The organism is Limnospira platensis NIES-39 (assembly GCF_026000695.1).
GTDB classification, from domain to species: domain Bacteria; phylum Cyanobacteriota; class Cyanobacteriia; order Cyanobacteriales; family Microcoleaceae; genus Limnospira; species Limnospira platensis.
Map to the genome: position 1 here is coordinate 5,721,904 of NZ_AP026945.1, position 25,612 is coordinate 5,747,515.

23 protein-coding genes, 2 tRNA genes and 1 pseudogene are annotated in these 25,612 nt (G+C 43.5%); 12 read left to right on the forward strand and 14 right to left on the reverse strand.

The features are described 5' to 3' along the window. Positions 1-58 precede the first annotated feature (58 nt). The 3 genes from N39L_RS27935 to rsmD all read left to right on the forward strand — a co-directional run bounded on the left by N39L_RS27935 (position 59) and on the right by rsmD (position 3,545). Positions 59-2,248 (forward strand): serine/threonine-protein kinase, encoded by a 2,190-nt coding sequence (locus N39L_RS27935; RefSeq protein ID WP_014277004.1) that lies wholly within the window; start codon positions 59-61, stop codon positions 2,246-2,248. A gap of 85 nt (positions 2,249-2,333) precedes the next feature. Continuing rightward, positions 2,334-2,975, forward strand: a complete 642-nt coding sequence (gene hisH, locus N39L_RS27940; RefSeq protein WP_006617637.1) for an imidazole glycerol phosphate synthase subunit HisH — start codon at positions 2,334-2,336, stop codon at positions 2,973-2,975. Between the two features lie 18 nt (positions 2,976-2,993). Continuing rightward, positions 2,994-3,545, forward strand: a complete 552-nt coding sequence (gene rsmD / locus N39L_RS27945) for a 16S rRNA (guanine(966)-N(2))-methyltransferase RsmD (RefSeq protein ID WP_006617636.1) — start codon at positions 2,994-2,996, stop codon at positions 3,543-3,545. Here the strand turns inward: rsmD and mazG are convergent. Further along, positions 3,526-4,359 (reverse strand): nucleoside triphosphate pyrophosphohydrolase, encoded by an 834-nt coding sequence (gene mazG, locus N39L_RS27950; protein ID WP_006617635.1) that lies wholly within the window; start codon positions 4,357-4,359, stop codon positions 3,526-3,528. The genes rsmD and mazG overlap by 20 nt on opposite strands. A gap of 83 nt (positions 4,360-4,442) precedes the next feature. After that, positions 4,443-5,123, reverse strand: a complete 681-nt coding sequence (locus N39L_RS27955; RefSeq protein ID WP_006617634.1) for a metal-binding protein — start codon at positions 5,121-5,123, stop codon at positions 4,443-4,445. A gap of 76 nt (positions 5,124-5,199) precedes the next feature. On the opposite strand from N39L_RS27955, the gene N39L_RS27960 reads away from it, so the two are divergent. After that, positions 5,200-5,271: transfer RNA gene (locus tag N39L_RS27960), tRNA-Val, on the forward strand. Between the two features lie 161 nt (positions 5,272-5,432). Here N39L_RS27960 and N39L_RS27965 read toward each other — a convergent pair. Beyond that, positions 5,433-5,651: a hypothetical protein gene (locus tag N39L_RS27965; protein ID WP_162097050.1), complete on the reverse strand. Its 219-nt coding sequence runs from the start codon at positions 5,649-5,651 to the stop codon at positions 5,433-5,435. 684 nt (positions 5,652-6,335) lie between these two features. Here N39L_RS27965 and N39L_RS27970 point away from each other — a divergent pair. The 4 genes and pseudogenes from N39L_RS27970 to N39L_RS27985 all read left to right on the forward strand — a co-directional run bounded on the left by N39L_RS27970 (position 6,336) and on the right by N39L_RS27985 (position 8,844). Further along, on the forward strand, positions 6,336-6,575 hold the full coding sequence (locus N39L_RS27970) for a hypothetical protein (RefSeq protein ID WP_006615866.1): 240 nt from the start codon (positions 6,336-6,338) through the stop codon (positions 6,573-6,575). A gap of 549 nt (positions 6,576-7,124) precedes the next feature. Beyond that, a complete protein-coding gene (locus N39L_RS27975) occupies positions 7,125-7,307 on the forward strand; it encodes a hypothetical protein (RefSeq protein WP_006669990.1) in 183 nt (60 codons plus the stop codon). 95 nt (positions 7,308-7,402) lie between these two features. Next, complete coding sequence (locus tag N39L_RS27980) at positions 7,403-7,579, forward strand: hypothetical protein (RefSeq protein WP_162097051.1); 177 nt, start codon at positions 7,403-7,405, stop codon at positions 7,577-7,579. After that, positions 7,576-8,844, forward strand: a pseudogene (locus N39L_RS27985) (ISNCY-like element ISAtsp9 family transposase). Before N39L_RS27980 ends, N39L_RS27985 begins: the two are co-directional and overlap by 4 nt. A gap of 259 nt (positions 8,845-9,103) precedes the next feature. Here N39L_RS27985 and N39L_RS27990 read toward each other — a convergent pair. The 5 genes from N39L_RS27990 to arsS all read right to left on the reverse strand — a co-directional run bounded on the left by N39L_RS27990 (position 9,104) and on the right by arsS (position 12,935). After that, positions 9,104-9,176: transfer RNA gene (locus N39L_RS27990), tRNA-Ala, on the reverse strand. Positions 9,177-9,216: 40 nt separating this feature from the next. Further along, positions 9,217-9,936 carry an HAD family hydrolase gene (locus N39L_RS27995; protein ID WP_006624778.1) on the reverse strand — a complete coding sequence of 240 codons (720 nt, stop codon included), beginning with the start codon at positions 9,934-9,936 and terminating at the stop codon, positions 9,217-9,219. Between the two features lie 316 nt (positions 9,937-10,252). Next, positions 10,253-11,122, reverse strand: a complete 870-nt coding sequence (locus N39L_RS28000; RefSeq protein ID WP_006620020.1) for a class I SAM-dependent methyltransferase — start codon at positions 11,120-11,122, stop codon at positions 10,253-10,255. A 65-nt stretch (positions 11,123-11,187) separates the two neighbouring features. Further along, positions 11,188-11,820: a TVP38/TMEM64 family protein gene (locus N39L_RS28005; RefSeq protein ID WP_006620021.1), complete on the reverse strand. Its 633-nt coding sequence runs from the start codon at positions 11,818-11,820 to the stop codon at positions 11,188-11,190. A 128-nt stretch (positions 11,821-11,948) separates the two neighbouring features. After that, positions 11,949-12,935, reverse strand: coding sequence for an arsenosugar biosynthesis radical SAM (seleno)protein ArsS (gene arsS / locus N39L_RS28010; protein ID WP_006620022.1), 987 nt, complete (start codon positions 12,933-12,935; stop codon positions 11,949-11,951). 251 nt (positions 12,936-13,186) lie between these two features. Here arsS and N39L_RS28015 point away from each other — a divergent pair, with 251 nt between their 5' ends. Then, positions 13,187-14,533, forward strand: a complete 1,347-nt coding sequence (locus N39L_RS28015; protein WP_006620023.1) for an ion transporter — start codon at positions 13,187-13,189, stop codon at positions 14,531-14,533. Positions 14,534-14,546: 13 nt separating this feature from the next. Here the strand turns inward: N39L_RS28015 and N39L_RS28020 are convergent, their stop codons facing one another. Further along, complete coding sequence (locus N39L_RS28020) at positions 14,547-14,837, reverse strand: hypothetical protein (protein WP_006620024.1); 291 nt, start codon at positions 14,835-14,837, stop codon at positions 14,547-14,549. Positions 14,838-15,081: 244 nt separating this feature from the next. Here N39L_RS28020 and N39L_RS28025 point away from each other — a divergent pair, with 244 nt between their 5' ends. Beyond that, positions 15,082-15,384: a sulfite exporter TauE/SafE family protein gene (locus N39L_RS28025; protein ID WP_231852501.1), complete on the forward strand. Its 303-nt coding sequence runs from the start codon at positions 15,082-15,084 to the stop codon at positions 15,382-15,384. 101 nt (positions 15,385-15,485) lie between these two features. On the opposite strand, the gene N39L_RS28030 is transcribed toward N39L_RS28025, so the two are convergent. Together N39L_RS28030 and N39L_RS28035 are read right to left on the reverse strand one after the other, a co-directional pair. Next, positions 15,486-17,084 carry an NAD(P)H-quinone oxidoreductase subunit 4 gene (locus N39L_RS28030; protein ID WP_172973475.1) on the reverse strand — a complete coding sequence of 533 codons (1,599 nt, stop codon included), beginning with the start codon at positions 17,082-17,084 and terminating at the stop codon, positions 15,486-15,488. A gap of 144 nt (positions 17,085-17,228) precedes the next feature. After that, positions 17,229-19,301, reverse strand: a complete 2,073-nt coding sequence (locus tag N39L_RS28035) for an NAD(P)H-quinone oxidoreductase subunit 5 (RefSeq protein ID WP_006620027.1) — start codon at positions 19,299-19,301, stop codon at positions 17,229-17,231. 359 nt (positions 19,302-19,660) lie between these two features. Between N39L_RS28035 and N39L_RS28040 the strand changes: the two genes are divergently transcribed. Continuing rightward, positions 19,661-21,286 (forward strand): NAD(P)H-quinone oxidoreductase subunit 4, encoded by a 1,626-nt coding sequence (locus N39L_RS28040; protein ID WP_006620028.1) that lies wholly within the window; start codon positions 19,661-19,663, stop codon positions 21,284-21,286. A gap of 154 nt (positions 21,287-21,440) precedes the next feature. Here N39L_RS28040 and N39L_RS28045 read toward each other — a convergent pair whose 3' ends face one another. After that, positions 21,441-22,814 carry a UDP-glucose dehydrogenase family protein gene (locus N39L_RS28045; protein ID WP_006620029.1) on the reverse strand — a complete coding sequence of 458 codons (1,374 nt, stop codon included), beginning with the start codon at positions 22,812-22,814 and terminating at the stop codon, positions 21,441-21,443. Between the two features lie 107 nt (positions 22,815-22,921). Continuing rightward, positions 22,922-23,860, reverse strand: a complete 939-nt coding sequence (locus N39L_RS28050; protein ID WP_006620030.1) for a UDP-glucuronic acid decarboxylase family protein — start codon at positions 23,858-23,860, stop codon at positions 22,922-22,924. 133 nt (positions 23,861-23,993) lie between these two features. Here N39L_RS28050 and N39L_RS28055 point away from each other — a divergent pair, with 133 nt between their 5' ends. Then, positions 23,994-24,557, forward strand: a complete 564-nt coding sequence (locus N39L_RS28055; RefSeq protein WP_006620031.1) for a Uma2 family endonuclease — start codon at positions 23,994-23,996, stop codon at positions 24,555-24,557. A gap of 44 nt (positions 24,558-24,601) precedes the next feature. Here N39L_RS28055 and N39L_RS28060 read toward each other — a convergent pair whose 3' ends face one another. Further along, complete coding sequence (locus N39L_RS28060; protein ID WP_006620032.1) at positions 24,602-25,612, reverse strand: pentapeptide repeat-containing protein; 1,011 nt, start codon at positions 25,610-25,612, stop codon at positions 24,602-24,604.

Below are 25,612 nucleotides of genomic sequence, written 5' to 3' on the forward strand. Positions count from 1 at the left end.
GTATAATCCCGATAGTGGGTGATATAATGGGGTATATTGTAAGCAATCCTAGCCAGCCATGAGCAACCTTCCAGACTTCCAACATCAAGGTTATCACACCATTAGGCAATTGGGATGTAACCCAGAAGGGGGGCGGATAACCTACCTGGCAACCTATGCCAAAACTAATCAACCAGTGACAATCAAAGAATTTCGCTTTGCCTTTACTGGGGCGAGTTGGGCAGGATTAAAAGCCCATGAACGGGAAATCGAGATGTTACAGCAGATTAGACATCCCCGTATACCGCGCTATCTGACATCCTTTGAGACTCCGGCTGGCTTCTGTTTGGTGCAGGAGTACAAAAAGGCACCTTCCCTAGAGTCTGGTCAACGCTTCACCCCAGAACAGATTAGGCAAATTGCTATTTCTATCTTAGGGATTCTGGTATATTTACAACAGCATAATCCGCCAATTATTCACCGTGATATTAAGCCAGGTAACATTCTAGTAGACGATCGCCTCAATGCTTATCTAGTGGATTTTGGCTTTGCTAAAGTAGGTGGAAAAGATACCGCCACCAGTAGTATCGCCGCCGGAACACCGGGGTTTATGCCACCGGAGGAACTCTTTAACCGACCCTTAACAGAATCTTCCGACCTCTACAGTTTGGGGGCTACCCTAATTTGTCTGCTAACAGGGACTCAGCCCGCCCATATTGGTCAGCTTATTGATGATAACTATTGTTTCCAATTTAGACATCTAGTAAAAGGTGGCGATCGCCGTTTTTTGGCATGGTTAGAAAGGCTGGTAGAACCTAGCACCAAAAGACGGTTTAAAAATGCCTCTCAAGCCTTAGCAGCTTTGACTAGCACGAAAAATTCAAGGGATGTAGTTATCTCTCAACTTAAACCCATAGGGGCGCTATTTTTTATGGTGCTAGTGGGCAATATGGCTATGGAAGAGGCGCGAGATTTTAGCAATTATAAATCATCAAAAGTTAATCGCCCATCCGAAAATTTCACAGCTAGTTTTCCCTGGTCACAGGCGGTCAAATTACGCCATAAAGCTCAGAGTTTTTTGGGTGTAGAACAATACGATAAAGCCTTATCTGCCTATAATATGGCTTTGGATATTAACCCGAATTATCTGCAAGCCCTAGAGGGTCGCTGTTCAGCATTATATCATTTAGAACAGTATGATCAAGCCCTAAGAAGTTGCGACGCGGCGATCGCGATTAACCCTCAGTCATATCATTCCTGGCATCAACGAGGCAACATTTTAAATCAATTAGGGCGATATCGGGAAGCCTTAGAATCTTATAACAAGTCTATTGCGATTCATCCCAATTATGTCCATAGTTGGAATGGTCGCTGCTGGTCTTTGAATAACTTACACCAGTTTCAGGATGCTTTAAAATCCTGCGATCGCGCTATAGAAATTGATGGTAATTCCGAGTGGGTATGGAATAATCGAGGTTATGCTTTAGAGAGATTATCACTCCACCAGGAAGCGCTACAATCCTACAGTCGCGCCCTCAGTATTAACCCTAAGAATACCATGATCGCCCGCAATTATCAACGGGCTACCGAGAGATTACATAAATCGGCTATATCTAACTACACACCTACTGACTGGTTTAATCAGGGAGAAATATCGCGAGATAAAGGTGATTATGAACAGGCTTTAAGTGCTTATGATAAAGCAATTGCCGAAAATTCTCACCATTTTGATGCCCACCTTTATCGTTGTCGGGTGTTGCGTATCTTAGACCAAATGCCGGAAGCCCTAATGAGTTGCGATCGCGCTTTAGTAATCAATTCTAACTCCCATTTAGCCTGGGAAAGTCGCGCTTGGGTGTTGCGGGGTTTGGGTCGTTATGCTGATGCTATACAAGCAAGCGATCGCGCTTTAGCAATTAATCCCCGCGCCTATTGGTCTTGGATAGAAAAAAGTGTAGCCTGGCGGAATTTAGGGGAATATCAACAAGCATTAGAGGCGGCGGAAAAGGCGATCGCCATTAACCCCAATCAACTAAATGGCTGGTTAGATACGGGGATAGCTTTAAATCATTTAGGCCGTTATGAACAGGCATTAATAGCCCTAAATAAAGCCCTAAATGCTGACCCCAAAGACCGGGAAGTGTGGCATCAAAGGGGATTAGCTTTAGAGGGTTTAAACCGTTCCGAAGAAGCTCGTGATGCCTATAATCAAGCCTTAATCTTGGATTTGAACAGTCAACAGCCAACCGAAAACGGAGCCATCAATTAATAATTTCAATAATCATCAACTCCCAAATGTTCCCAAATTGTCCGTAAATATGAGATAATGTCAAATGGTGGCTTGAGGGATATAGATGGCGAGAATCGCAGTAATTGACTATGATATGGGTAATCTGCACTCGGTCTGTAAGGGCTTGGAAAATGCAGGAGGAACCCCAGAAATTACCGATGATCCAAAGGTAATCAATGCGGCTGATGGTGTGCTTTTACCAGGAGTAGGAGCCTTTGACCCGGCGGTGCAACATCTGCGATCGCGTAATCTCATCGAACCCATTAAACAGGTAATTGCTGACGGTGTGCCATTTTTGGGGATTTGTTTAGGGTTGCAAATTTTGTTCGAGTCCGGGGAAGAAGGGGAAGAAGCAGGGTTAGGGATTTTTCCGGGTAAAGTGCGACGGTTTAAATCAGAACCCGGACTGACTATTCCTCACATGGGTTGGAATCAACTAACATTTACTCAACCATCAGTCAGTCTTTGGGATAATTTGGGAGATAATCCCTGGGTGTATTTTGTGCATTCTTATTATGTCGATCCGGCTGATTCGACGATTACCGCCGCCACTATCACCCACGGAAGCCAAACCGTGACTGCTGCGATCGCTTACCAAAATGTGATGGCGGTACAATTCCACCCCGAAAAATCCTCACTCGCCGGACTGCAATTATTATCTAATTTTGTGCAGTTGGTGAACTCTTCTCAAAAGGTAATTACTTAGATGGGATAGTGTTCACAAATGGCCTTGAGAATTTATGGTAATCGCCAACTAAAAACCCTCCCCGGACAAAATACCCGACCTACTCCCTCACGGGTCAGGGAAGCCGTGTTTAATATTTGGCAGGACATTACTGGATGTCGTTGGCTGGATCTTTGTGCTGGTAGTGGGTCAATGGGGGCAGAGGCTCTATGTCGTGGGGCGGCGATCGCAGTGGCGATCGAACAGTCCGGGCCAGCTTGTCAAATTATTAAGCAAAATTGGCAGCAAGTAGCTACACCAGAACAACAGTTTCGCGTCCTACGGGGAGATGTGGTTAAACGGCTAAAATCCTTAGCCGCCGAGGAGTTCGATCGCATTTATTTTGACCCACCATATACAGCCAATTTATATGAACCTGTCCTAGAAGCGATCGCCAAATATTCCCTACTCGCCGCCGGGGGAGAGTTAATTGCTGAACATGACCCAAAACGAGAAATGGTAGAGGTTTCCGGTTTAGCGATCGTCCGCCAAAAAGTCTATGGAGGATGTGCGATCGCCTTTTATCAATCCCTTAATTCCCCTGTTCCTTAATGATAGCTTTAGCCCTATCCCATAAGACATCTAATTGAGCTAGGGTGTAGTCTGCTAAAGGGCGATCGCAAGCAGCCTCTACCATAGAAAATCGGCGAATAAACCTATGATTAGTCTCCCGTAGCGCTTCATGAGGGTCGATATCATACCAGCGGGCTAAATTGACCAACACAAATAAAATATCTCCTAATTCCGCTTGTTGTTGTGCTTTATCTTCGTAGCGTAAGGCTTCTTCAAATTCCGCCACTTCCTCATGAAACTTATCCCAAACCCCATCAACATTATCCCACTCAAAGCCAACAGCAGCAGTTTTTTTAGATAATTTCATAGCTGCTATCAGAGGCGGAAGTTGTCGGGAATAACGGTTTAATTTAGCACTTAAAGACTGGGAATCTTGATGATTTGCCGCTTCTTTATCCTTAATAGCTTCCCAGTTTTCGTGTACTTCCTCGACACTATCAACCTTCACATCGGCGAAAACGTGGGGATGTCTGCGGATGAGTTTTTCCGTAATACCAGCCGCCACATCAGCCAGGGAAAATTGCTGAGATTCGCTGGCAATTTGAGCTTGTAGAACTACTTGCAACAATAAATCTCCTAATTCATCAGCGATCGCTTTTGGGTCTCCCGTAGCAATGGCATCGACTACCTCATAGGCTTCTTCGAGAATATAAGGGGTTAAACTTTGGGGCGTTTGAGCCAAATCCCAAGGACACCCACCATCAGGCGATCGTAATTTAGCCACCACATCAATTAGTTCTTGTAAGGCATTTAGCGTGTCGTTTTCGGGTTGATTATGACTAGAATCAGACATATTGATTTAGGGTTGATTGTACGAATTTGATTAACCGATAAAATCCTACCGTATAGCATCGCTCCTAACAGTTAGGATATATACTATCGTTTGCGGGAGTTCCCCACAGTCGAGGAATTTCTAGAACGACGACTGCTTTTTTTTGGGGAAGTTGACGAGGATTTTGGGGAAGTTGACGAGGAATTGGAGCGAGACCGCCGGGAGGTGGTATTTTTCGGTTTTTTGACTAGGACTGATGGTGGTATCAGTCCATATACCCCTTGGCTTTGCAGGCGTTTATAAATAGATGATCCCCAATCAGATAGATAGTGGCTCATAGCACCGAGTTCTAAACCGCAGAAGATAGCGATCCATTCCAGAGAGTGGTTTACCAGAAATTGCCATAGTTCCCCTGCTAAACTTGATATCGTCCACTCTACCGAAAACAGAAACTCGATCGCCATAGTCGTAATCACACCAAAACCGCCTAGCCAGGTGAACAAGTACAGAACCCGTAAGGCAGTGCCAATAAAAGGCCCGTGGGACAGAAACGAGCGATGGTGCAAACTCTTTTGATAGGGAACCCATAGCCAACGGAACCACCCCCAACGTTGAAACTGTCGCGAGTTTAGATCTAAATCTGGCCCAAACATCAGGCCACTAAATAGAAAACTGGCAGATACTAGGAGGGTTAGATGGCTGCTGCGAGTTTGTCCAAAGGTCAAACCCGCCACCAGTGGCAAGCTCCAGAGTGTTATGCGATCGTGGGTTTTGCCAGAAGGCATAGCACAAAAATTTTTTTCAAAAATAGCTTCCCTATTTTAGCGATTGCTGCTACAATAGAAAACATCGAATGCAAAAGGGCGATTAGCTCAGTGGTAGAGCGCCTGCCTTACAAGCAGGATGTCACTGGTTCAAGTCCAGTATCGCCCATTTTCGGGAAATCCTTATCCTAGCAGCGATAACCGGGATTCACTTAACCCGATAGTCGCACCTAATTACTCAGATATTACTCACAATCTAGTCCTAGCACAGGAAAATAATTCTGTCAATAGGATGATTACTCAGTCAACAAGCACAACTTAATCAATCTGTCAAATACCCATATCACTCCCTAAACCCGACGCTGATAGGGTAGTTCCCTTGTGATACCTGTCAATGGCAAGCCTATCGGTTCGTTCGTCACCATTGACTGCTATCACGTCGGTCACTTCCCTTTGAGTGCTTTTCCCGGTTATGGGGGGAGGGTATGTTTCAAAGCCAACACGATAGCCGTAGGTGGGGGGGGAACCCGCTAGGGAATCAACGTACAAAGATATCAGACCGCCTTTCAGTATCAGATTATGAAAGTATGGCGATCGCCTATCCGGTTATCTATGGGTCTGATTCATAATCTCCGGTGAGGGGAAACTATGGGCTATCATCTGGCTGATATTAAAAGTGCGATCGCCAAATCTAAACTATCATCTACCGGAACCAACCCGATACCCCTCAACAACTTTTCAACTGGAGGCAATTACCGGGGGTAGTGCCTAATATTAATGATAGAGGTGTAAAAACCGACTCGGGTTCAATTTCCATGCCTACCTGCCCAACTTGTACATCTACCCAATTGTTAGACTAAATGGATTAGGCTCAATATCATTTTGAACCGCTTGCTCCGAACCCATACGCATCGATGACTTTGGCTCCGTCAGTATTGCTGACGTCGTCGGTATCGGAACCACAGTAGCACAAACAAGATTAGATGTTAATGGAAATATAAGAGGGCATAGAATTAATTTCAGTAATTTACCGACAAGCCCTACAGGTTTAAGGGTTGGTGATTTATGGTGCGATACAGCTAACGATCATGTAATCAAACAGATTAGATAATGCCTAACAACTATGATATATCTGAGACTCATTGGTTTTGAGTTTATCACCAATATTTCATCAAAGAGGATGATTCAAAACATGGTAGTCAGAAATTTCCAGATATATCAGGTAGCCAATTTGTGAGGATATTATTTGAGGCGGACCAAATTCCTGTTGATTGGAAAATCGCGGGATGGTTAAAATTTTACGCATACAATGATGTCCAACAGAATATGATGGTTAAACGATATATTATTTGGCTTAATCAATATCAAATCATTGCCGAGCCGCCATATAGCAATTTTGACGCAGTATTTGACCCCTTAGAGAGGATTAAGTGGTTTACCATTTATTTTTGGAGATTAATACAATTAATCTAATTATAATAGAGGTTATATTATTGATAATTATTATTGTTTATTTGGTAATTTCTTCATTTATAGGCAATAAAATAATGGAGTCTAAGCTAGATTAAAAAAATAAAAATTTCGACATATTATTTGAGTTTTTGAAATATTCGTTAGATAGTATAATCTGCCCAAAAATATATGACCATGATACGCGTTTACCACCTAACTAAATCAACAGAGATGATATTGACGATGATGGATGGTTGGCGTAAACCCTAACAGCCTAACAGCTAACTCAATAACTTAATGACCCCCTATGGTTTCTGACTGTAGGGGGTGTCTATGTATTTTGGGCTAACAGTCTAACTGCAACAGTCTAATTAAATGTCAATTTTTTCATTAGCTTAAATGCTAACAGTCTAACTGCAACAGTCTAATTACGGGTTTATATGAATGCTCACCCTATCATGTCCAGATATTACCCATAACGGATATTACCCCTAACCGATCGCTTTACCTACAACCTACGACTAAGATTTTTGGGTAAGGCGATTATGTTGGTAGTGACTGTTGGAGGTGATGATTACCATCAAAGATTGGAGACTTGCTGAGAATTATGTGGGTATCGATTCCCATCCCGGTAATTGCCTCCAGTTGAAAAGTTGTTTGGGGGGTATCGGGTTGGTTCCGGTAGATGATAGTTCAGGTTTTGCGATCGCACTTTTAGTTTCCCTCACCGGAGATTATCAATTGGACCCATAGATAACCGGATAGGCGATCGTGTTGGCTTTGAATCATACCCTCCCCCCATAACCGGGACAAGCACTCAAAGGGAGTGACCGATGTGATAGCAGTCAATGGTGAGGAACGAACCGATAGACTTGCCATTGACGGGTATCACAAGGGAACTACCCTATCAGCGTCCGGTTATGGGGGTGATCAGCAATTCTCATTTTGGCGAAAACCTGTTCAAGTCCCCAGCATCCCTGTATCGTAATGACATCCAAGAAACCCAGGAGCGCCAGAGCCGTTGAAAAAGCCAGGTGGCTTTGAGACTCTAGTCGGTTCTTTCCGCCAGTGCTTGTCATCGCTACCGGACAAGCGCCGGGGTAAAAATCGCCGCTATGGAATGGAGGATGCCGCTTTAAGTGCGTTTAGTGTGTTTTTTACTCAAACTCCGTCGTTTCTGGCTTATCAACGTCTGATGGAGGGGAGTAAAGGCAAGAGCAATGCCCAAAGTCTGTTTGGAGTTCATCGAATTCCCTGTGATAACCAGATTCGGGACTTATTAGATGCCGTGTCCCCAGAGCACCTGTTTCCAGTGTTTGAGGATATCCTACAAGTCTTGGAAGCCCAGGGGCAGTTAGAAGACTTCCGTTGCCTAGGGGACAGTCTATTAGTCGCGTTGGATGGCACCGAATACTTCAGTTCCGACCAAATTCACTGTCCCCACTGTTCAACGCGCACCCAGAAGTCAGGAAAAACCCATTACTTCCATAGTGTTGTCACTCCAGTCATCGTCTGTCCGGGACAGAATCATGTGATTCCCTTAGTCCCCGAATTTATCGTGCCCCAAGATGGTCATGATAAGCAAGACTGTGAGAATGCCGCCGCCAAACGCTGGCTATCGAGGCAAGAACAATGCTTGAGGGCTTTGAATGTCACGGTTTGAGGGGATGACCTCTATTGCCACCAACCGTTGTGTCAGCAGTTTTTAGAGCAGCAACTTAACTTCATCGTCGTCTGTCGCCCCGAGTCTCATACTACCCTCTATGAACACCTAGAGGGCATCGAACTCCCGACCCTCACGACCAAGAAGTGGACTGGTAAAGTCGAGAAAACCTATACCTACCGCTATCTCAACGGAGTCCCCCTCAAAGATAGCGATGAGGCGCTGTTGGTTAACTGGTGCGAACTTACTGTCACCACCGCTGATGGCCAGGTAACCTATCACAACTCCTTGGCCACGAATTATCCTCTCAGCGATGAGAATGTAGCCGAGGTGGTTCGGGCCGGGCGGACTCGTTGGAAAGTTGAGAATGAGAACAACAACACTCTCAAGACCAAGGGCTACCATCTCGAACACAATTTTGGCCATGACAAGCAGCATCTTTCTTCCTTGCTCCGGACCATCAACATCCTCTCGCTGCTCTTCCACACCCTGCAGGAGTTGCTCGATAACAAGTACCAGTTGCTACGAGCGCACTTACCGAAGCGCCAAACCTTCTTTAATGATTTGCGCGCGCTTACCCAGACTGTACTTCGACAGTTGGGACCACCTTCTGACCTTTATGCTTGAGGGTCTCGAGTTAGACATCCCACCCGATAGCAGTTGAATTTCCAAAATGAGAATTGCTGGGGGGTGATATGGGTATTTGACATATTGATTAAGTTGTGCTTATTGATTAACCCGTCAATGATTAAGATTTATTGCTAAGGGATATGCACTAATTGTCCCGTGTGCTAAGACTGAATGGAGTGCATTTTGAGTGTAACGGTACGACTATCGGGTTGAGTGTTTCCCGGTTATCGTAGCCAGAATAGGCTTTTAAGCGATATGGAGAATAGGGGAGTCGAACCCCTGACCTCTGCGGTGCGATCGCAGCACTCTACCAACTGAGCTAATTCCCCAAGTATAGAGAGAGATAGGACACAACCGCCGATTATAACATCAATCGGGTTCCGATAGTGCAACTTCTCCAGAGATTCCCAAAATCCTCTCTAACTCCAAGTCCTGGAGATAGTCCACACACCAATCAGCGCGACGCTGTAGCATATGGAAAGGATAAGTATGGGCTACCCCCACGACAGGAATACCCGCGCGTTTCGCCGCCTCAATACCAGCAAAAGTATCCTCAATAGCTAAACACTCTTCCGGCTGCAAATTCAAGGTCTCATCAGCAGAATTTAGCCTTTGTAGCGCCAATAAATAGCCATCAGGTTCCGGCTTGCTGGTGGTAATATCATCCCCAGCGACAATGATGGAAAAATAATCAATCAACCCCGCGCGAGTCAAAACTAACTCAACTTCCTCTCTAATAGCGCCGGTAACTAGGGCGATTTTCAAATTCGCCGTCTGAATGCGTGTAATTAGTTCCCGCAACCCATCATATAGAGGTAGGTCTGACATAGCATTTAACCGCTGTTGATAGGCTTGTGCTTTCCGCGCGATCAGGTTTTCTAGCTCCTCAGAAGTTACGACTCTGCCGTATAATGAGAGTAAATCCTGTAAACAGGCGCGATCGCTTCTTCCTAAGCAAACCTCACGAATTTTATCTGGTTTCACCCGCAGATTTTCAGCTACCAATAATTCCTCGATTAACTGTTCATGAATCGATTCATCATTGATAATTACACCATTAAAATCAAAAATAACAGCCTTTAAACTCATACCCAGTTAATGGATAATGGACAAATGTTATCTATGGAAATTATTAATTAATAATTATTAATTAATAATTATCTGTGGGAATTGAGATTGACAGCAGAACCCGCCCCTACATGATAACCAATTATTGATGGATATGGGGTGGGTAGGGGCGGGTTTACGAGTGTTATCTGTGGGAATTGAGATTGACAGCAGAACCCGCCCCTACATGATAACCAATTATTGATGGATATGGGGTGGGTAGGGGCGGGTTTACGAGTGTTATCTGTGGGAATTGAGATTGACAGCAGAACCCGCCCCTACCAAAGTATTAATTATCTTAGGCTGGGGCAGGAAATGGGTTATGATTGGGCTGTTGTTCCCATTGTGAATTGATGTTGGGGGAATGGTTAATAATCGGTTTGAGACCTACGGTAACTTGATTTATCCACCATATATCCTCCGATCGCACTTTCGCAAAACCCGCCGCCCCAAGAGTTGCATCAACGCTTCCGGTGGCATAATCTTTAAGATAGGGTTCCTCAAAAATTTCCGTTAGCCAGGGGTTTTGGCGTAAGATTTTCTGATGACCGTCAAGAATCATTACTTCTCCCCCGGCTTTCAGAAGTCGGAAAGCCTCCCGTGCTATCGCTATGGCTATTTCTGGGGGGGTTTCATGGAAAAGCAGGGAAGCCGTAACTAAGTCAAAAGATTGAGGTTCAAAGCGATCGCTTTCTTCTGCTAAACCATGATAGAATTTGATATCTAACCCGGCTTGTTTGGCTTTAGTTTCCGCCACCGCCAACATATAGGGAGATAAGTCTAAGCCGATCACTTCGGCATTAGGAAAGGTTTGTTTTAATAGTAGGGTAGTTGAACCTGTGCCGCACCCTAGGTCTAATATGCGTCTAGGTTTAACGGTAATGGTATCAATAGCTTCTTGGCGGACCCAGGTTTCATTGGGGGGAATGGCGTATTGGGTAATGGGGTCGTAGGTGAGGGCGGCGCTTTTATTCAGGTATCCTCCCTCGATACCGTGAAAGTCTTGGGTTTGGTAATATTGGGGATAGACGAGGTTGGGGTCAGTGAGGCGATCGCACACTGATTCCCAATCGATACTTTTGTCCAAGTTATCGATCGCTTCTCGGTCTACCAATAATTTGAACATGGGCGCTAAATAGCGCTCAAAAATTGTATCCTGACGTGGCATGACTGCGACCTGATTTTGGGCAAAGCTGCCACCATTATAACTAATTTTTCTCGATTGGGAAGGTTTTAGGATCGTTCAGGATCGGCGATTTTCTCATTTAACGCACGGCGGGCGATTTGGGTGACATAGACTGTGACGGCTACGGTGGCTACAAGTCCCACGCCATAGAGTATCCACTCCCCTGTTGTGCGCGATCGCTCAGTTCCCAGGGTGGCTAAACTACCCGCAATAGATCCAATATACACATACATGACTGTTCCTGGCATCATACCTATCCAGGAAGCCAGAAAATAATCTTTTAGGGAAACTTTGGTTAAGCCCAAACTATAATTTAGCAGGTTAAACGGAAAGATGGGCGACAGGCGCAGGAGTCCTACGATTTTCCAGCCTTCCTTCCCTACTGCATTATCGATCGCTTTGAATTTTTCCTGACCGGCGATTTTTTCCGATACCCAACCCCTAGCTAAATATCGGCCGATTAAAAACGCACAAATTGACCCCAAAGTTGAGGCGATCGATACATAAACAGAACCCCAAATTACCCCAAAGACAAACCCCGCACCTAGGGTTAATATCGAACCCGGTAAAAAGGCAACAGTTGCCACAATATACAGGAGCATAAATACTCCCGCCCCCCAGCCGCCTAAGCTGTCTATCCACTTGATCGCATTTCTTAATATATCTTGAATTGCCAACATTTTTGCCAAACTCACCTTATAACTTATCCGCTAATTAGCCAGGAATTATCATTGATTTTACTTGACAGATTCCCGGCTTTATGGTAGGCAATAGTCAAGGGTATGAGCCTAAACTAGCCCCAAAATCATCATGTTAAAGCACCTCCACAACTAGAACCGCAGCCCGCAGTACAACCATAGCAATATGCTTCAGTGTGGACGGTTTCAATGATATCTAAACTGTCAGCTTCCAGAAGTGTTTGAACTGTGATATTTTGACCATCAGGGGTTCTGGCGGGTCGATTTTCCATCTGGTTAAAATCACAGTCGTAGACATTTCCCAGATAATCAATTGATAATTCATTCCGACACATGAGATTTTCCACGGTATCAGGATTATAGTTATCCGCCAAAAAATCTAAGTATTTATCGTGGAGTTTTTGACGCTGTAAAAATAACTTAGTGCGACCTATGGGAAGGTTGGTAATGGTGAGAAGTTGATTAAACTCAATATCGAATTTCTCTCGCAGATAGACCTTATAGGCTTGTTGTAGGTTTTCCTGTTGGGGGGGTAGGGAAAAGCTGTCTGAGGTGGGTAAAGCTGGGTTATAGACTAGATCTAAAATTAGATCCGGCGCGTGACCATATCCTAATTGGTTGAGTTTTTGAATGGCGGCGATCGAGTCTTGATAAACCCCTGAACCTCTCATGCGATCGACATTATCTTGCAAATAGCAGGGTAAAGATGCTATAATCCTGACTTGGTGGTGGCTACAGTAGGCGGGGATATCCTCAAATCCCTTAACAAAATAAATAGTTAAGTTGGAACGGACAATTACTTGTTTATTGAGGGATTTCGCCACTTCTAATAATGGCTTAAAACCATAATTCATTTCGGGCGCACCACCAGTTAAGTCCACAGTTTCAATTTGTGGAAAACGCCGAATTAACTCAATTAATTGTTCACAAATTTCTGGGGTTAATTCTTCGGTGCGTCGGGGACCAGCTTCTACATGACAATGAGTACAGGCGAGGTTACAGCGTTTTCCTAGATTAATCTGTAAAACCCTAATCGAGTTTTTGGTTAAAGGGGATTTAATTGTTTTGTGAAATGGTGCGATCGTGGTCTGAATCATGATTAATTGGCTAGTACTATGATGATCAGTTATTGTAACAACTATCTAGCTAAAATTACCGGAAATTTGGAAAACACAAGTTTCTCAAGTGTTCCCCAAGTTTACCTCAGATACCATATCTATGCCATGGTTATATATCACCTCATATAACTTAAATTTTGATGAGACTAAGCCGAAAAATCCCTGAAAATTTTTAAAATTATCCCATGTTTGGTAATCCCGGATACAGTAAATCAGGAGAGATGATATAAATGCAAATCTTTGACCCAGAATCAAAAGAAGTTTTTTTATGGGAATGTTTATTAGTTTTGGTGATACTATACAATTTTATTGTTATCCCATTTCGTATAGCTTTTGATACCACTACTTCCCATTTATGGTTAGGGATAGATTTAGCCGCAGACTTAATTTTCATCATGGATATTTTCCTAAGATTTAGGATGGCATATATTGACCAAGGAGAATGTATTACAGACCTGCAAAAAATCGCTCAAAATTACCTGGCTACATATTTGAAAATGAACCTAGCCGCTAGTCTCCCCCTGGATTTAATGGCTAGGCTATTTTTTCCTCAATTATCAGTATTGATATTGGCTATCCTCAGAATACCGAGGCTGTTGAGACTGTCGCAATTTTTTAGAATTTTTCGGCGATGGGAGACTAATGTTGAAATTAATCCAGCCCTAGTGCGTATGACTGAGTTAGTGCTGATTATATTTCTGATTGATCATTGGGTCGCCTGTATCTGGTTTTGGATTGGTAAGTCAATGATTGCTTACGGAGACTCTTGGTTAATTAATTCTAACTTAGATACAGCCCCCATAGCTACCCAATATATGAAATCTCTATATTGGTCAATTACTACTTTAACAACTGTCGGTTATGGCGATATTACCCCCACCAGTAACTTAGAAATTGCATTTACTTTAATTGTCATGATTTTGGGGGTGTCTATGTATGCGTTTATTATTGGTAATGTGGCTTCTGTGGTCAGTAGTTTAGATGCTAGTCAGGCTAGGTTTAGAGAACAACTTGATCAAGTTCAGTCTTATATGCGCGATCGCAAAATTCCGGCTTTTTTACAGGCGCAGGTTAGGGACTACTATCAATATCTGTGGGAATGCAACCGAGACACATCATTTGACCGGGACTTTCTCGATGAAATTCCCAATTCTTTAAAAACTAAAATTTATCTGTATTTATATCAGGAATTATTGGAAAAAGTCCCCCTATTTAAAAATGCTGATCCAGCTTGTATTGAAGCCTTAGTGGTTAAACTAAAACCGAGAATATTGCCACCAAATGACTATATAATTAGGGAGGAACAGTTAGGACATGAAATGTATTTTATCCAGCGGGGAGAAGTGCAAGCCTTTTCCGAAAAAACCGGAAAAGTATATAGAATCATGTCAGCGGGGTCATTTTTTGGCGAAATTGCTCTAGTTTATTCTACCCGTCGCACTGCGTCCGTTAAAACCCTCAGCTATTGTGAGCTTTTTGTGCTGTTAAAAGAAGATTTCGACAGTGTTTTAGACAACTATCCTCATTTTGCTAAACAAGTTAAAGAAATCGCCCAACAGCGTTATAATACTGAATAATTAATCACAGAATTTATAACAATTCTTGAACTGGTGGGATGCTAGAGTTATTACTAGGTTGAGCATTAATATCAAATCGATTCATAATATATATAACTCCCGCCGCAATAAAAAGCCCTAAAACTAAGCCAATAACTACTAGAGACAAAAAGGAATTTTTGAGATTTTTAACTACTCGTGGATCATATTCATTAAATTGCAGGTCTTCGATATCTGATTCCGAGGGATGATGGATATTGTTTAACCCATTGGGGGATTGATTATCTTTATGAGAATTAGGGTTCTGATGAGAAAATGGATTCATGAGCTACTTTTGTTGGTGTCAACAAGATAAGATGAGACAACATATAATTATATCATACTTATTGATTAATGACACCAATCTAAAATTAACATATCAGGGTCAGAATTATGAGCTATAGTTAAGCCTTCAATGCGGTTAGAAGCAACTGTTACCTGATATCCCTCTAGGGTGATGAGTTCCGATGCGATAAATTCAGCTAGTTTAGGGTCATCTTCTACCAGAAGTAGGTTTAACTTTGGCTTTGGTGAGTTCTCCCTGTGCTAGTCCGGTGTTATTTGCGGTATTAGCAGGGGCGGCGGAGAGGGGTTATCAACTGCTCGGAACCCTGACTATGGTGAGTTATGCTCTGGGATATACTCTGTTGATTTTCCTAGCTAGTTTGTTTACTGGATTAGCAAAACAAAGCAAGCGGTTGTTAAACCATTCTGAAGGTATTATCCGCTTTGGTAGTGTGGCTTTAATGATGACAGGTGCTTACTATATCTTGACGGTAACTAAATGGTTTTTATGCGGTTATATTACTTCCCATAAATCAAGCCAGCTATAAATGTTGTCAGTTAAGTTTATAGGGCTGCTATGGTATGATAAAAAAATCCCCCCAGCAGTTGGGGGGGAATGATTAATTAGGTATTGAATTGGTTAAATTGGTTAATTCTCAGACAGGGACTTACCGATGATGGGAGCATTTAGAGAAACCAATTCTTGAGTATTGGTAGCAATGGGATTATTCTTAACCAAAGTGGGGACAGACTGCCGCATTAAAGCGGTAAGTTGAGTTGTGGTTGAATCATACATTTGTGTTACCACTTTGGGATATAACCCAATGCCAATTATGGGCACTAATAAACAGGCGATAACAAATACCTCGCGGGGTTCTGCATCTACCAGTTTTTCGTGGGAGGTTAGTTCCTGATTTTCGGGACCATAGAGAATTTCCCGCAGCATGGACAGCAGATAAATGGGGGTAATAATTACACCAACTGCAGCCAGGAAGACGACTAGCACTTTAAATGTGGCATTGTAAGCATCACTGGTAGCGATACCAATAAACACCATTAATTCAGCCACAAACCCACTCATTCCGGGTAAGGCTAGAGATGCCATTGAACAAGTAGTCCACATGGCAAAAACTTTCTTCATCTTTAAACCAACCCCTCCCATTTCATCTAACATGAGGGTATGGGTGCGGTCATAAGTACAGCCGACCAGGAAGAATAAACTAGCCCCAATTAAGCCATGGGAAATCATCTGCAACATGGCACCACTGAGGCCTATTTCTGTGAATGAGCCCATACCAATTAACACAAACCCCATGTGAGAAATTGAGGAATAGGCGATTTTTCGTTTGAGGTTGCGTTGGGCAAAAGAAGTGAAGGCGGCATAGACGATGTTAACTACGCCTAAAATCACTAAAATGGGGGCGAAGGTGGCATGGGCATCGGGTAGCATTCCCACATTCATGCGTAGCAAGGCATAACCGCCCATTTTTAGGAGGATACCCGCTAGTAACATATGGGCGGGGGCGGTAGCTTCCCCGTGGGCATCAGGTAGCCAGGTATGAAGGGGAAAAATGGGTAATTTGACCCCATATGCAATCAGAAACCCACCATACAGGAGTAATTCTAGTTTAATGGGAAAGTCCTTAATGGCGATCGCCTGCATATCAAAGGTAACAGTATCGCCATAGAAGGCCATAGTCAGGGCTGCGACCAAAATAAACAGGGAACCGCCTGCGGTATACAAAATAAACTTAGTAGCCGCATACAGGCGCTTTTTACCGCCCCAAATTGAAAGAATTAGGTAAACGGGAACTAATTCCAACTCCCAAACCAGGAAGAATAACAACATATCCTGGACAGCGAAAACGGCAATCTGACCGCCATACATCGCCAACATTAGGAAGTAGAAAAGTTTGGGCTTTAAAGTGACTGGCCAAGCTGCTAAAATCGCGAGGGTGGTGATAAATCCGGTGAGGATAATCAGGGGCATAGATAAGCCATCAGCCCCCACGGACCAACTCAAACCGATTTCGGGTAGCCAGTCATAACGTTCTACCAACTGTAAACCGGGGGTATTCAAGTCATACCCAGTACAGAAGGCATAAACAATAATTGAAAAGTCAATCAATCCCACGATTAGGGCATACCAGCGCACCGTTTTACCATCTTTATCAGGGATAAAGGGTAAAAACAGTGATGCCACAATGGGAAACAGAATTGTAATCGTCAGCCAAGGAAAATTAGCCATTGTCATGTTTAGTTGTCCTTTCACGCTTAGGACAAAAGCGCCAATCATTCACTACAAGATTGGGAAAGTGTTGTGAATCTAATGGTTAGTTAAACCGGAGATTTTCCACTTCCCCAAATTACGGAAACACGGAGGTAATTGCAGTTAGCCAATGCCGGAAAATACGACAAAGCCGAGGACTGCTACAAATACAATTAGGGCGTAAAATTGGGCGCGACCATTCTCTAAGTATTTGAGACCTTCTCCGGTGACTAAAGCCACTAAACCTGTTAAGTTAACGGCACCATCAACAACTCGATAGTCAACTTCGAGAATTTGACGGGCGAGGCGGCGACTTCCTTTGACAAATAGGAGGTCGTTAATATCGTCGAGATACCATTTGTTGAGGGAGAATTGGTAAAGAGGTTGGATTTTTTGAGCGATCGCATTTGGAGCTATTTGATGTTTCAAGTACATCAAGGATGCCAAAGTAATACCAATCAAAGCAATGCCAACGGAACTCCCCGCCATAATCACAAATTCGCCGAGTTCAAACTCAGCCAACTGTTCCATCACCTCAGCTATTGACTCCCCGGGAGCGTGAATAAACATCTCGAAATAGTTATTAAAGGGAGTTCCTAATAACCCAATAAACACAGAGGGAACAGCTAAAGCCATCAAAGCAATAGTCATAGTCCAGGGAGACTCATGGGGAGTATCACTATGACCATGACCGTGATCATGACCATGACCATGATCATCGCTATGTAGTTCCTCTGGGTTCATCGCACCCGGACCAAAGGCATAATTAGGGCCATTAGCCGCCGCCGTTAGCTGTTGCTGTATGGTTGTATCATTACCCCGAAATTGACCTTCAAAGGTGCTGAAATACATACGGAACATATAAAATGCCGTAATACCAGCCGTTAGCCAGCCTACCACCCACAGGGCAGGATTAGAAGCAAAGGCACTGCTGAGAATCTCATCTTTTGACCAGAAGCCAGCAAAGGGAGGAATGCCGCAAATAGCCAGAGTCCCAATCAAAAAGCAGGTGCTAGTAATGGGCATATATTTCCGCAGTCCCCCCATTAGTCGCATATCCTGGGCTAAAACCGGGTCGTGTCCGACTACGGCTTCCATACCATGAATAACCGAACCCGAACACAGGAACAACATTGCCTTAAAATAGGCGTGGGTCATTAGGTGGAAGAGTCCGGCGCTATAAGCACCGACACCCATTGCCATGACCATATAGCCTAGCTGGGAAATGGTGGAGTAGGCGAGTCCTTTTTTGATGTCGTTTTGGGTGATGGCGATACTAGCGCCTAAAAAGGCAGTAAAGCAACCAGTCCAGGCGATCGTAGTCATCACCACGGGGATACCCTCAAACACGGGGTACATTCTGGCGATCAGGAATACCCCAGCCGCTACCATGGTGGCGGCGTGAATGAGAGCAGAAATGGGGGTCGGGCCTTCCATTGCGTCAGGAAGCCAAACATGGAGGGGAAATTGAGCGGATTTGGCTACGGGACCCAAGAACACTAGGATGGCAAATATAGCAGCCAGCGCCCCACTAATGGACCCGCTTTCTACTAGGTATTCTAGGCGAGACCCCATTAACTCAAATTCAAAGGTGTTAGTCGCCCAATACAGACCGAGGATGCCTAACAGCAGACCAAAGTCACCGACACGGTTAGTGATGAAGGCTTTTTGACAGGCATCTGCTGCTGGTTTGCGATCGTACCAAAACCCGATCAGTAGGTAGGAAGATACCCCTACCAATTCCCAGAAAATATAGACTTGTAGCAGGTTGGGACAAACTACCAGACCCAACATAGACGAGCTAAATAGGCTCAGATAGGCATAAAAACGAACATATCCTGGATCATGAGCCATATAGCCGTCGGTGTAGACCATGACCAATAGGGCTACAGTGGTGACGATCGCCAACATCACAGCGGTCAGATGGTCAATTGTGTAGCCCATACTGATTTTAAAGTCTCCAGCCGCCGCCCACTCAATTATATGAGTGTAGGATTCATGGCCGTTGATTTGACTGGCTAGGAGAGCAAAGGACAAAACCATTGATGCACCTAACAGGGAAATCAGGAATATAGCGCTTCCCTGTCTAATTTTGTTAGTGGCTTTGTTCAATGAGATTAGCCCTATGCCCACCAGCATCGCACCAAAGAGGGGCAACACCGGAATTAACCAGGCATATTGATAAAGGGGTTCCATAACTGATGACAGCTTTATACTTCTTAACAAATGGGTTAAACCGATCCCAATTGTGACACAGAGTTTGTCGCTTCTGAATAAATATCCATCTTTTTCAACCAAAGTCCCTAAAAATGGTCCACTGACACCCCCAGATAGATAGACTCAAATAAGTTGACATACCTATTATCATAGACTATACTCAATCCATGCAGTCAAGGATAACCCAGGATCAAAAAAAAATCACAGCCTGAAACCCTTACTGTGTAGTGGATTTAGACAATCTCGAAAAAAAGTTTGCCCAAAGGCTTAACAAAACTTTACTCTTTGAGTATAATTCACTAACAAGCAAGCAATAGGTATTTATTCTCACACTGACCATGAGCAGTCAAATTCCCTGGCTAACAGCAATTATCCTATTTCCCCTATTGGCATCCTTTGCCATTCCCCTAATTCCCGACCGAGAAGGCAAAACTATCCGCTGGTATGCCCTAGGAGTCGGTTTGATAGACTTAGTTCTGACAATTGTATGCTTTTGGACTAACTACAATCTCAACGATTCAACATTCCAACTAGCCGAAACCTATAGTTGGATTCCCCAATTAGGGCTGAACTGGTCAGTGGCAGTAGATGGCCTATCAATGCCCCTAATCGTACTAACAGGTTTCGTTAATACATTAGCTATTCTAGCCTCCTGGCGCGTCACCAACAAGCCCAGACTATTTTATTTTCTCTTATTAGTGCTGTACTCCGCCCAAATGGGAGTATTCGCAGCCCAAGACCTGCTATTATTCTTCCTGATGTGGGAACTAGAACTGGTTCCCGTTTATATCCTGATTTCCATCTGGGGTGGAGCAAAGCGCCTCTATGCAGCGACTAAATTCATTCTATATACTGCCCTAGGTTCCATCTTCATCCTAGTCGCCGCCCTAGCAATGGCATTCTACGGCTCCAACCTCAGTTTCGACATTAGTACCCTCGCTCACAAAAACTATCCCCTAGCCTTAGAATTATTCTTGTATGCAGGCTTCCTAATTGCCTTCGCCGTCAAACTCCCTATCTTCCCTCTCCACACATGGCTACCTGATGCTCATAGCGAAGCATCCGCGCCTGTATCCATGATTTTAGCGGGTGTTCTCCTGAAAATGGGTGGTTACGGCTTAATCCGCATGAACATGGAAATGCTACCCAACGCTCACCTGTATTTTGCCCCAATTCTGGCAATTCTAGGAGTAGTTAATATTGTCTACGGTGCATTAAGCGCCTTTGCTCAAGATAACCTCAAACGTCGATTAGCTTGTTCCTCTATCTCCCACATGGGTTTTGTCCTCCTGGGTATTGCTTCCTTAACTGAATTGGGACTTAACGGCGCAGTTCTGCAAATGATTTCCCACGGTTTAATCGCCGCCATGCTGTTCTTCCTAGCAGGTGTTACTTACGAACGTACCCACACCCTATCAATGTCCAAATTGGGCGGTATGGCTAAAGATATGCCTAAAGTGTTTGCCCTATTCACTGCTGGTTCAATGGCTTCTTTAGCACTACCTGGAATGAGTGGTTTTGTCGGAGAATTAACTATCTTCCTCGGCATCACAACTAGCGATATCTACAGTTCCAACTTCAAAATTGTAGTCATCGGTTTAGCTGCTGTCGGTCTAATTTTAACCCCCATTTATTTACTCAACCTATTGCGGGTGGTGTTCTACGGTGAAAATAGTGGCGGATTCAACATTGAAAAATATCTAGGAGATGCCAAACCTCGCGAAGTGATGATTGCCACCTGTCTACTGTTACCAATTATCGGGATTGGTTTATATCCGAAAGTAGCGACTCAAACCTATGATGTAAAAACTGTTGAAGTTGCTTCTCAAGTGCGTGAAATATTCCCGGTATTTGCTCAACAACAACGCGGTTCAGTGCTTTACTCAGGCGGGTTTGTAGCTCCCAAAATCGCTCCCGAAACCTCTGTAGAAGCTCTCCTACCTACTAACGATTCTAACGCCTAGAATCCTCTGTAATTAACCGCTAAATCAACAAATAAATAAAGACGGAAGGTTGGTAATATCTTCCGTCTTTTAATTTCGCAGAAACCAGATTGATCAAGATATCTCAGTGTTTCTGATTAGTTGTAATTAGCGGATTAAACTAACTCATCCTAAGTTAGTGTCCAATTCCCACATATTGGAAACCAAGTTCTTGGAGTTTTTTGCGGTCTAAGAAATTCCGACCATCGATGATAACAGGAGTGTGCATAGATTTAACCATTTTGGCATAGTTAAGGTTTTGGAACTGTTCCCAATCGGTTACTAAGACCAAAGCATCACAACCATCAGCCATCAATTCTGGGTCGGTTTCCACCATCACGTTAGACAGACCATGACGCATTCCGCTTTGGGAAATAATCGGGTCATAGGCTTTCACCCTGGCTCCCAAACGGCTGAGTTGTTCAATCAAATTTAAAGCCGGTGCATCCCGCATATCATCAGTATCGGGCTTAAAGGTTAACCCCAGTAAACCAACGGTTTTACCTTTGAGAATTTTGAGAACTTGCTGCAATTTTTCGATCGCAATTACCCGCTGCTGATCATTGACCTCCACGGCTGATTTCAACAGTTTGGCATCATAATTATAATCATCGGCGGTATGAATTAAAGCCGACACATCTTTAGGGAAACAGGAGCCCCCCCAACCAATACCAGCTTGCAGGAATTTGTTACCAATACGGGAGTCTAAACCGATACCAGTGGCTACCTGTTTAACATCAGCACCAACGCGATCGCAAATATTGGCGATTTCATTAATAAAACTGATTTTAGTCGCCAGGAAGGAATTAGCCGCATATTTGACCATTTCCGCCGAACTTAAATCAGTCATCACCACCGGAACCGGAGGTAAATCGGGATCATCAGCATATTTACGATCTACAATGGGTTGATATAATTCCTGCATCAGACCCAAAGCCTTTTGGCTATTGCTTCCCAACACAATGCGATCGGGATTAAAAGTATCAAAAATCGCCGAACCTTCCCGCAGAAATTCCGGGTTACTAACCACATCAAACTGCAATTCTCCCGCCGACCCAGAAGTTCCTTGTTCCTTTTGTTGTTCAGTAAAACCATCAAGAACAATCATCCGCACCCAGTCCCCCGAACCGATAGGAACCGTAGACTTATTCACCACCACCTTATAACCCGATCCACGGGTCAAATTAGCACCAATTCCTCGCGCCACTGCTTCCACATATCGAGTGTCACTTTCTCCTGTTGGTAGGGGAGGGGTTCCCACCGCAATAAACAAAATATCCCCATGTTCAACCCCAGCTTTCAGGTCAGAAGTAAAAGACAACTTCCCAGACTCCGCACAGGACTTCATCAACTCCGAAAGTCCCGGCTCATAAATTGGGGACTGTCCCGACTTCATCAACTTAACCTTTTCTTCGTTGTTGTCCACACAAATCACATCATGACCTGTATGAGCCAAACAAACCCCGGTTACTAAACCCACATATCCAGTACCGATTACACAAACACGCATACAAACTTCCTCAAATGATTGATACAACAGGAGTTATAGCAGTGCCATGATTTATTAGCACAACCATTTAGAATTGTAGAAGACCCATCAATCGGCAATTACCTAAATTACTTACTCTCAAGGATAACCCGACTCCGAAAATCTTCAATGGTTAGCTTGAGTCCATCATTTAAATGTACCGTCGGTTCCCAATCCAGATACTTCTTAGCTTTGGTAATATCCGGTTGTCGCTGCTTCGGATCATCTTGGGGTAAGGGTTTATATTGAATCTCAGCATCAGGATTAATCATCTGTTGAATTTTGGTAGCCAACTCCAAAATCGTATATTCTCCCGGATTACCCAAATTCACTGGCCCTATATAGTCCCCATTCATCAGGCGAATCAGTCCTTCCACCAAATCCGAAACATAGCAAAAACTGCGGGTTTGGGAACCATCACCATAAACCGTTAAAGGAATTCCCCGGATAGCTTGGACAATAAAATTGCTCACCACCCGTCCATCATTTTCCAGCATACGGGGTCCAAAAGTATTAAAGATGCGCGCCACCCTAATATCTACGTTATTTTGATGGTAGTAGTCAAAAGCCAGAGTTTCCGCCACCCGCTTCCCCTCATCATAACAGGAACGGGGACCAATACAGTTAACATTACCCCGATACTCTTCAGTTTGGGGGTGAACATCTGGATCTCCGTAAACTTCCGAGGTGGAAGCCAGCAAAAATCGAGCCTTGACCCGTTTGGCTAAACCCAGCATATTCAAGGTCCCCATGACATTAGTTTTAATGGTCTTGACCGGGTTGTATTGATAATGTACAGGGGAAGCAGGACAAGCCAAGTGATAAATCTGATCCACCTCTAGGCGAATTGGCTCAGTGATATCATGGCGGATCAGTTCAAAATAAGGATTCCCAATCCATTTAAGAATATTATCCTTATTCCCCGTGAAAAAGTTGTCCAGACACAGAACATCGTGTTTCTGCTCCATTAGTCGGTCAATCAAATGGGAACCAATAAATCCGGCTCCACCCGTTACTAATATTCTCATACCCTCAACTCCTAGTTGGCTGAATGCTCTAAACTGTAGATGTTATAGTTGGTTTAGGCTTAACTTGGTGGCCATGTACACCAACTCATCTCTTGTCTAAGATACAATCCAGTTTACTCTTAACAGAACTGACATGATTACAATTACCCAACCTCAGCTTGAGTTGGAGGAGTTTCTGAAACTTCCAGAAACTAAGCCAGCGTCAGAATTTATCAATGGAGAAATTACTCAGAAAGTTATGCCACAGGGAGAACATAGCAGACTACAGGGGAAACTTGGCGGCGCGATTAATCAGGTAACAGAAACAGACAAAATTGCTTATGCCTTTCCTGAATTGCGCTGCACTTTTGATGGCAGGTCAATTGTACCAGATATTTCTGTATTTCGCTGGTCAAGAATTCCTCGCGAACCTTCTGGGAGAATTGCTAATCGCTTTACAACATATCCTGACTGGTGTATTGAAATTTTATCACCAGAACAAAACCTGACTAGAGTGCTGTCTAAGTTGTTATTGTGTTCAAGAAATGGTACGGAGCTGGGATGGTTAATTAATCCAGATGAAGATGGCAGTGTGATTCTGGTGTTTCCTGAACAAAAAATAGAGTTGTATGAGGGAGATACTGTGCTACCTGTTTTGGATTGTCTCCAGTTGGAATTAACACCTAATCAAATTTGGGGATGGTTGAGTTTTGATTGAGCTATCCCCAATTTATGGGTATATTTCATTGAATAATGGTAGATTTAGGTCAACTCTTCTGGGTTGACCAATGATGAATCTTGAGGTAGTCCTAAACTCAATATAAAAGCCTTAGAATAACGAGCTTGCTCCCAATTTTTTGCTACTCTAATTTGTTGAGTGGTTAATCCCTGAGCATTTTGCAGGTTAGCGCCTTGTAAATGGGCTTCTTCAAAATTAACTCCGGTTAAATTAGCATCTTTAAGATTGACTCCCCGCAGGTTGGCTCGTTTAAAGTTAGCATCCTGAAGATAGGCTCCCTGAAGGTTTGCACCTTTTAAATTGGCTTCTTGAAAGTTGGCTCCTTGTAAGTTTCCTAAAATGTAGGCTCCCTGTAGGTTGGCTTGCTGTAAATTAGCTTCTAATAAATTGACTCCCTGAAGTTCAGCATTTTGTAGGTTGGCTGCATTTAGGTTGACTTTCTGGAGTTGGGTGAGTAGAAAAAAACATTCCTGTAAATTGGCTTTCCATAGGTTAGCGCCTTGCAGTTGTGTGAGTTCAAAGGTACTGCCTTTTAGGTTGGCTTCCTGTAGTTTAGCGGTTTTCAGATTGGCTTCTTTAAAGTCGGTGTCTACCAAGGTGACTTGTTCGAGATCAGCCATTGGTAAAGATAAGCCTTTAAGACTTACTCCGTCTTTGGATAATTCTTCTAAGGCTTTAATGCGAGCATGGCTAATTTTAATGCCTTGAGCTGAGTCAATTACTTGCCATGCTTCGTAATGAGATTTCTTTTTTCCTTGTCTGACATAAATTACTAATGCTGTGACAATACTGATGCTTTCAAATGTGCCAAGTATTCTTGACTTTTCTAGGGCATTTATAAAGAATTTACCCCATTCGGTGTTGGCTTGTAGGGTATCTTCTATATATAGAATGGCAGAAATTAACAGGAAAACAGCTACTAAAATTAACAAGATTTCTATCAATTCTCGCAGTAGTTTAGCCAGGGATCTTATCAGTTTAGATAGTTGTCTGCGGTTGAAGATTTTGGCTAACTGCAATTTTAATCTATTCAT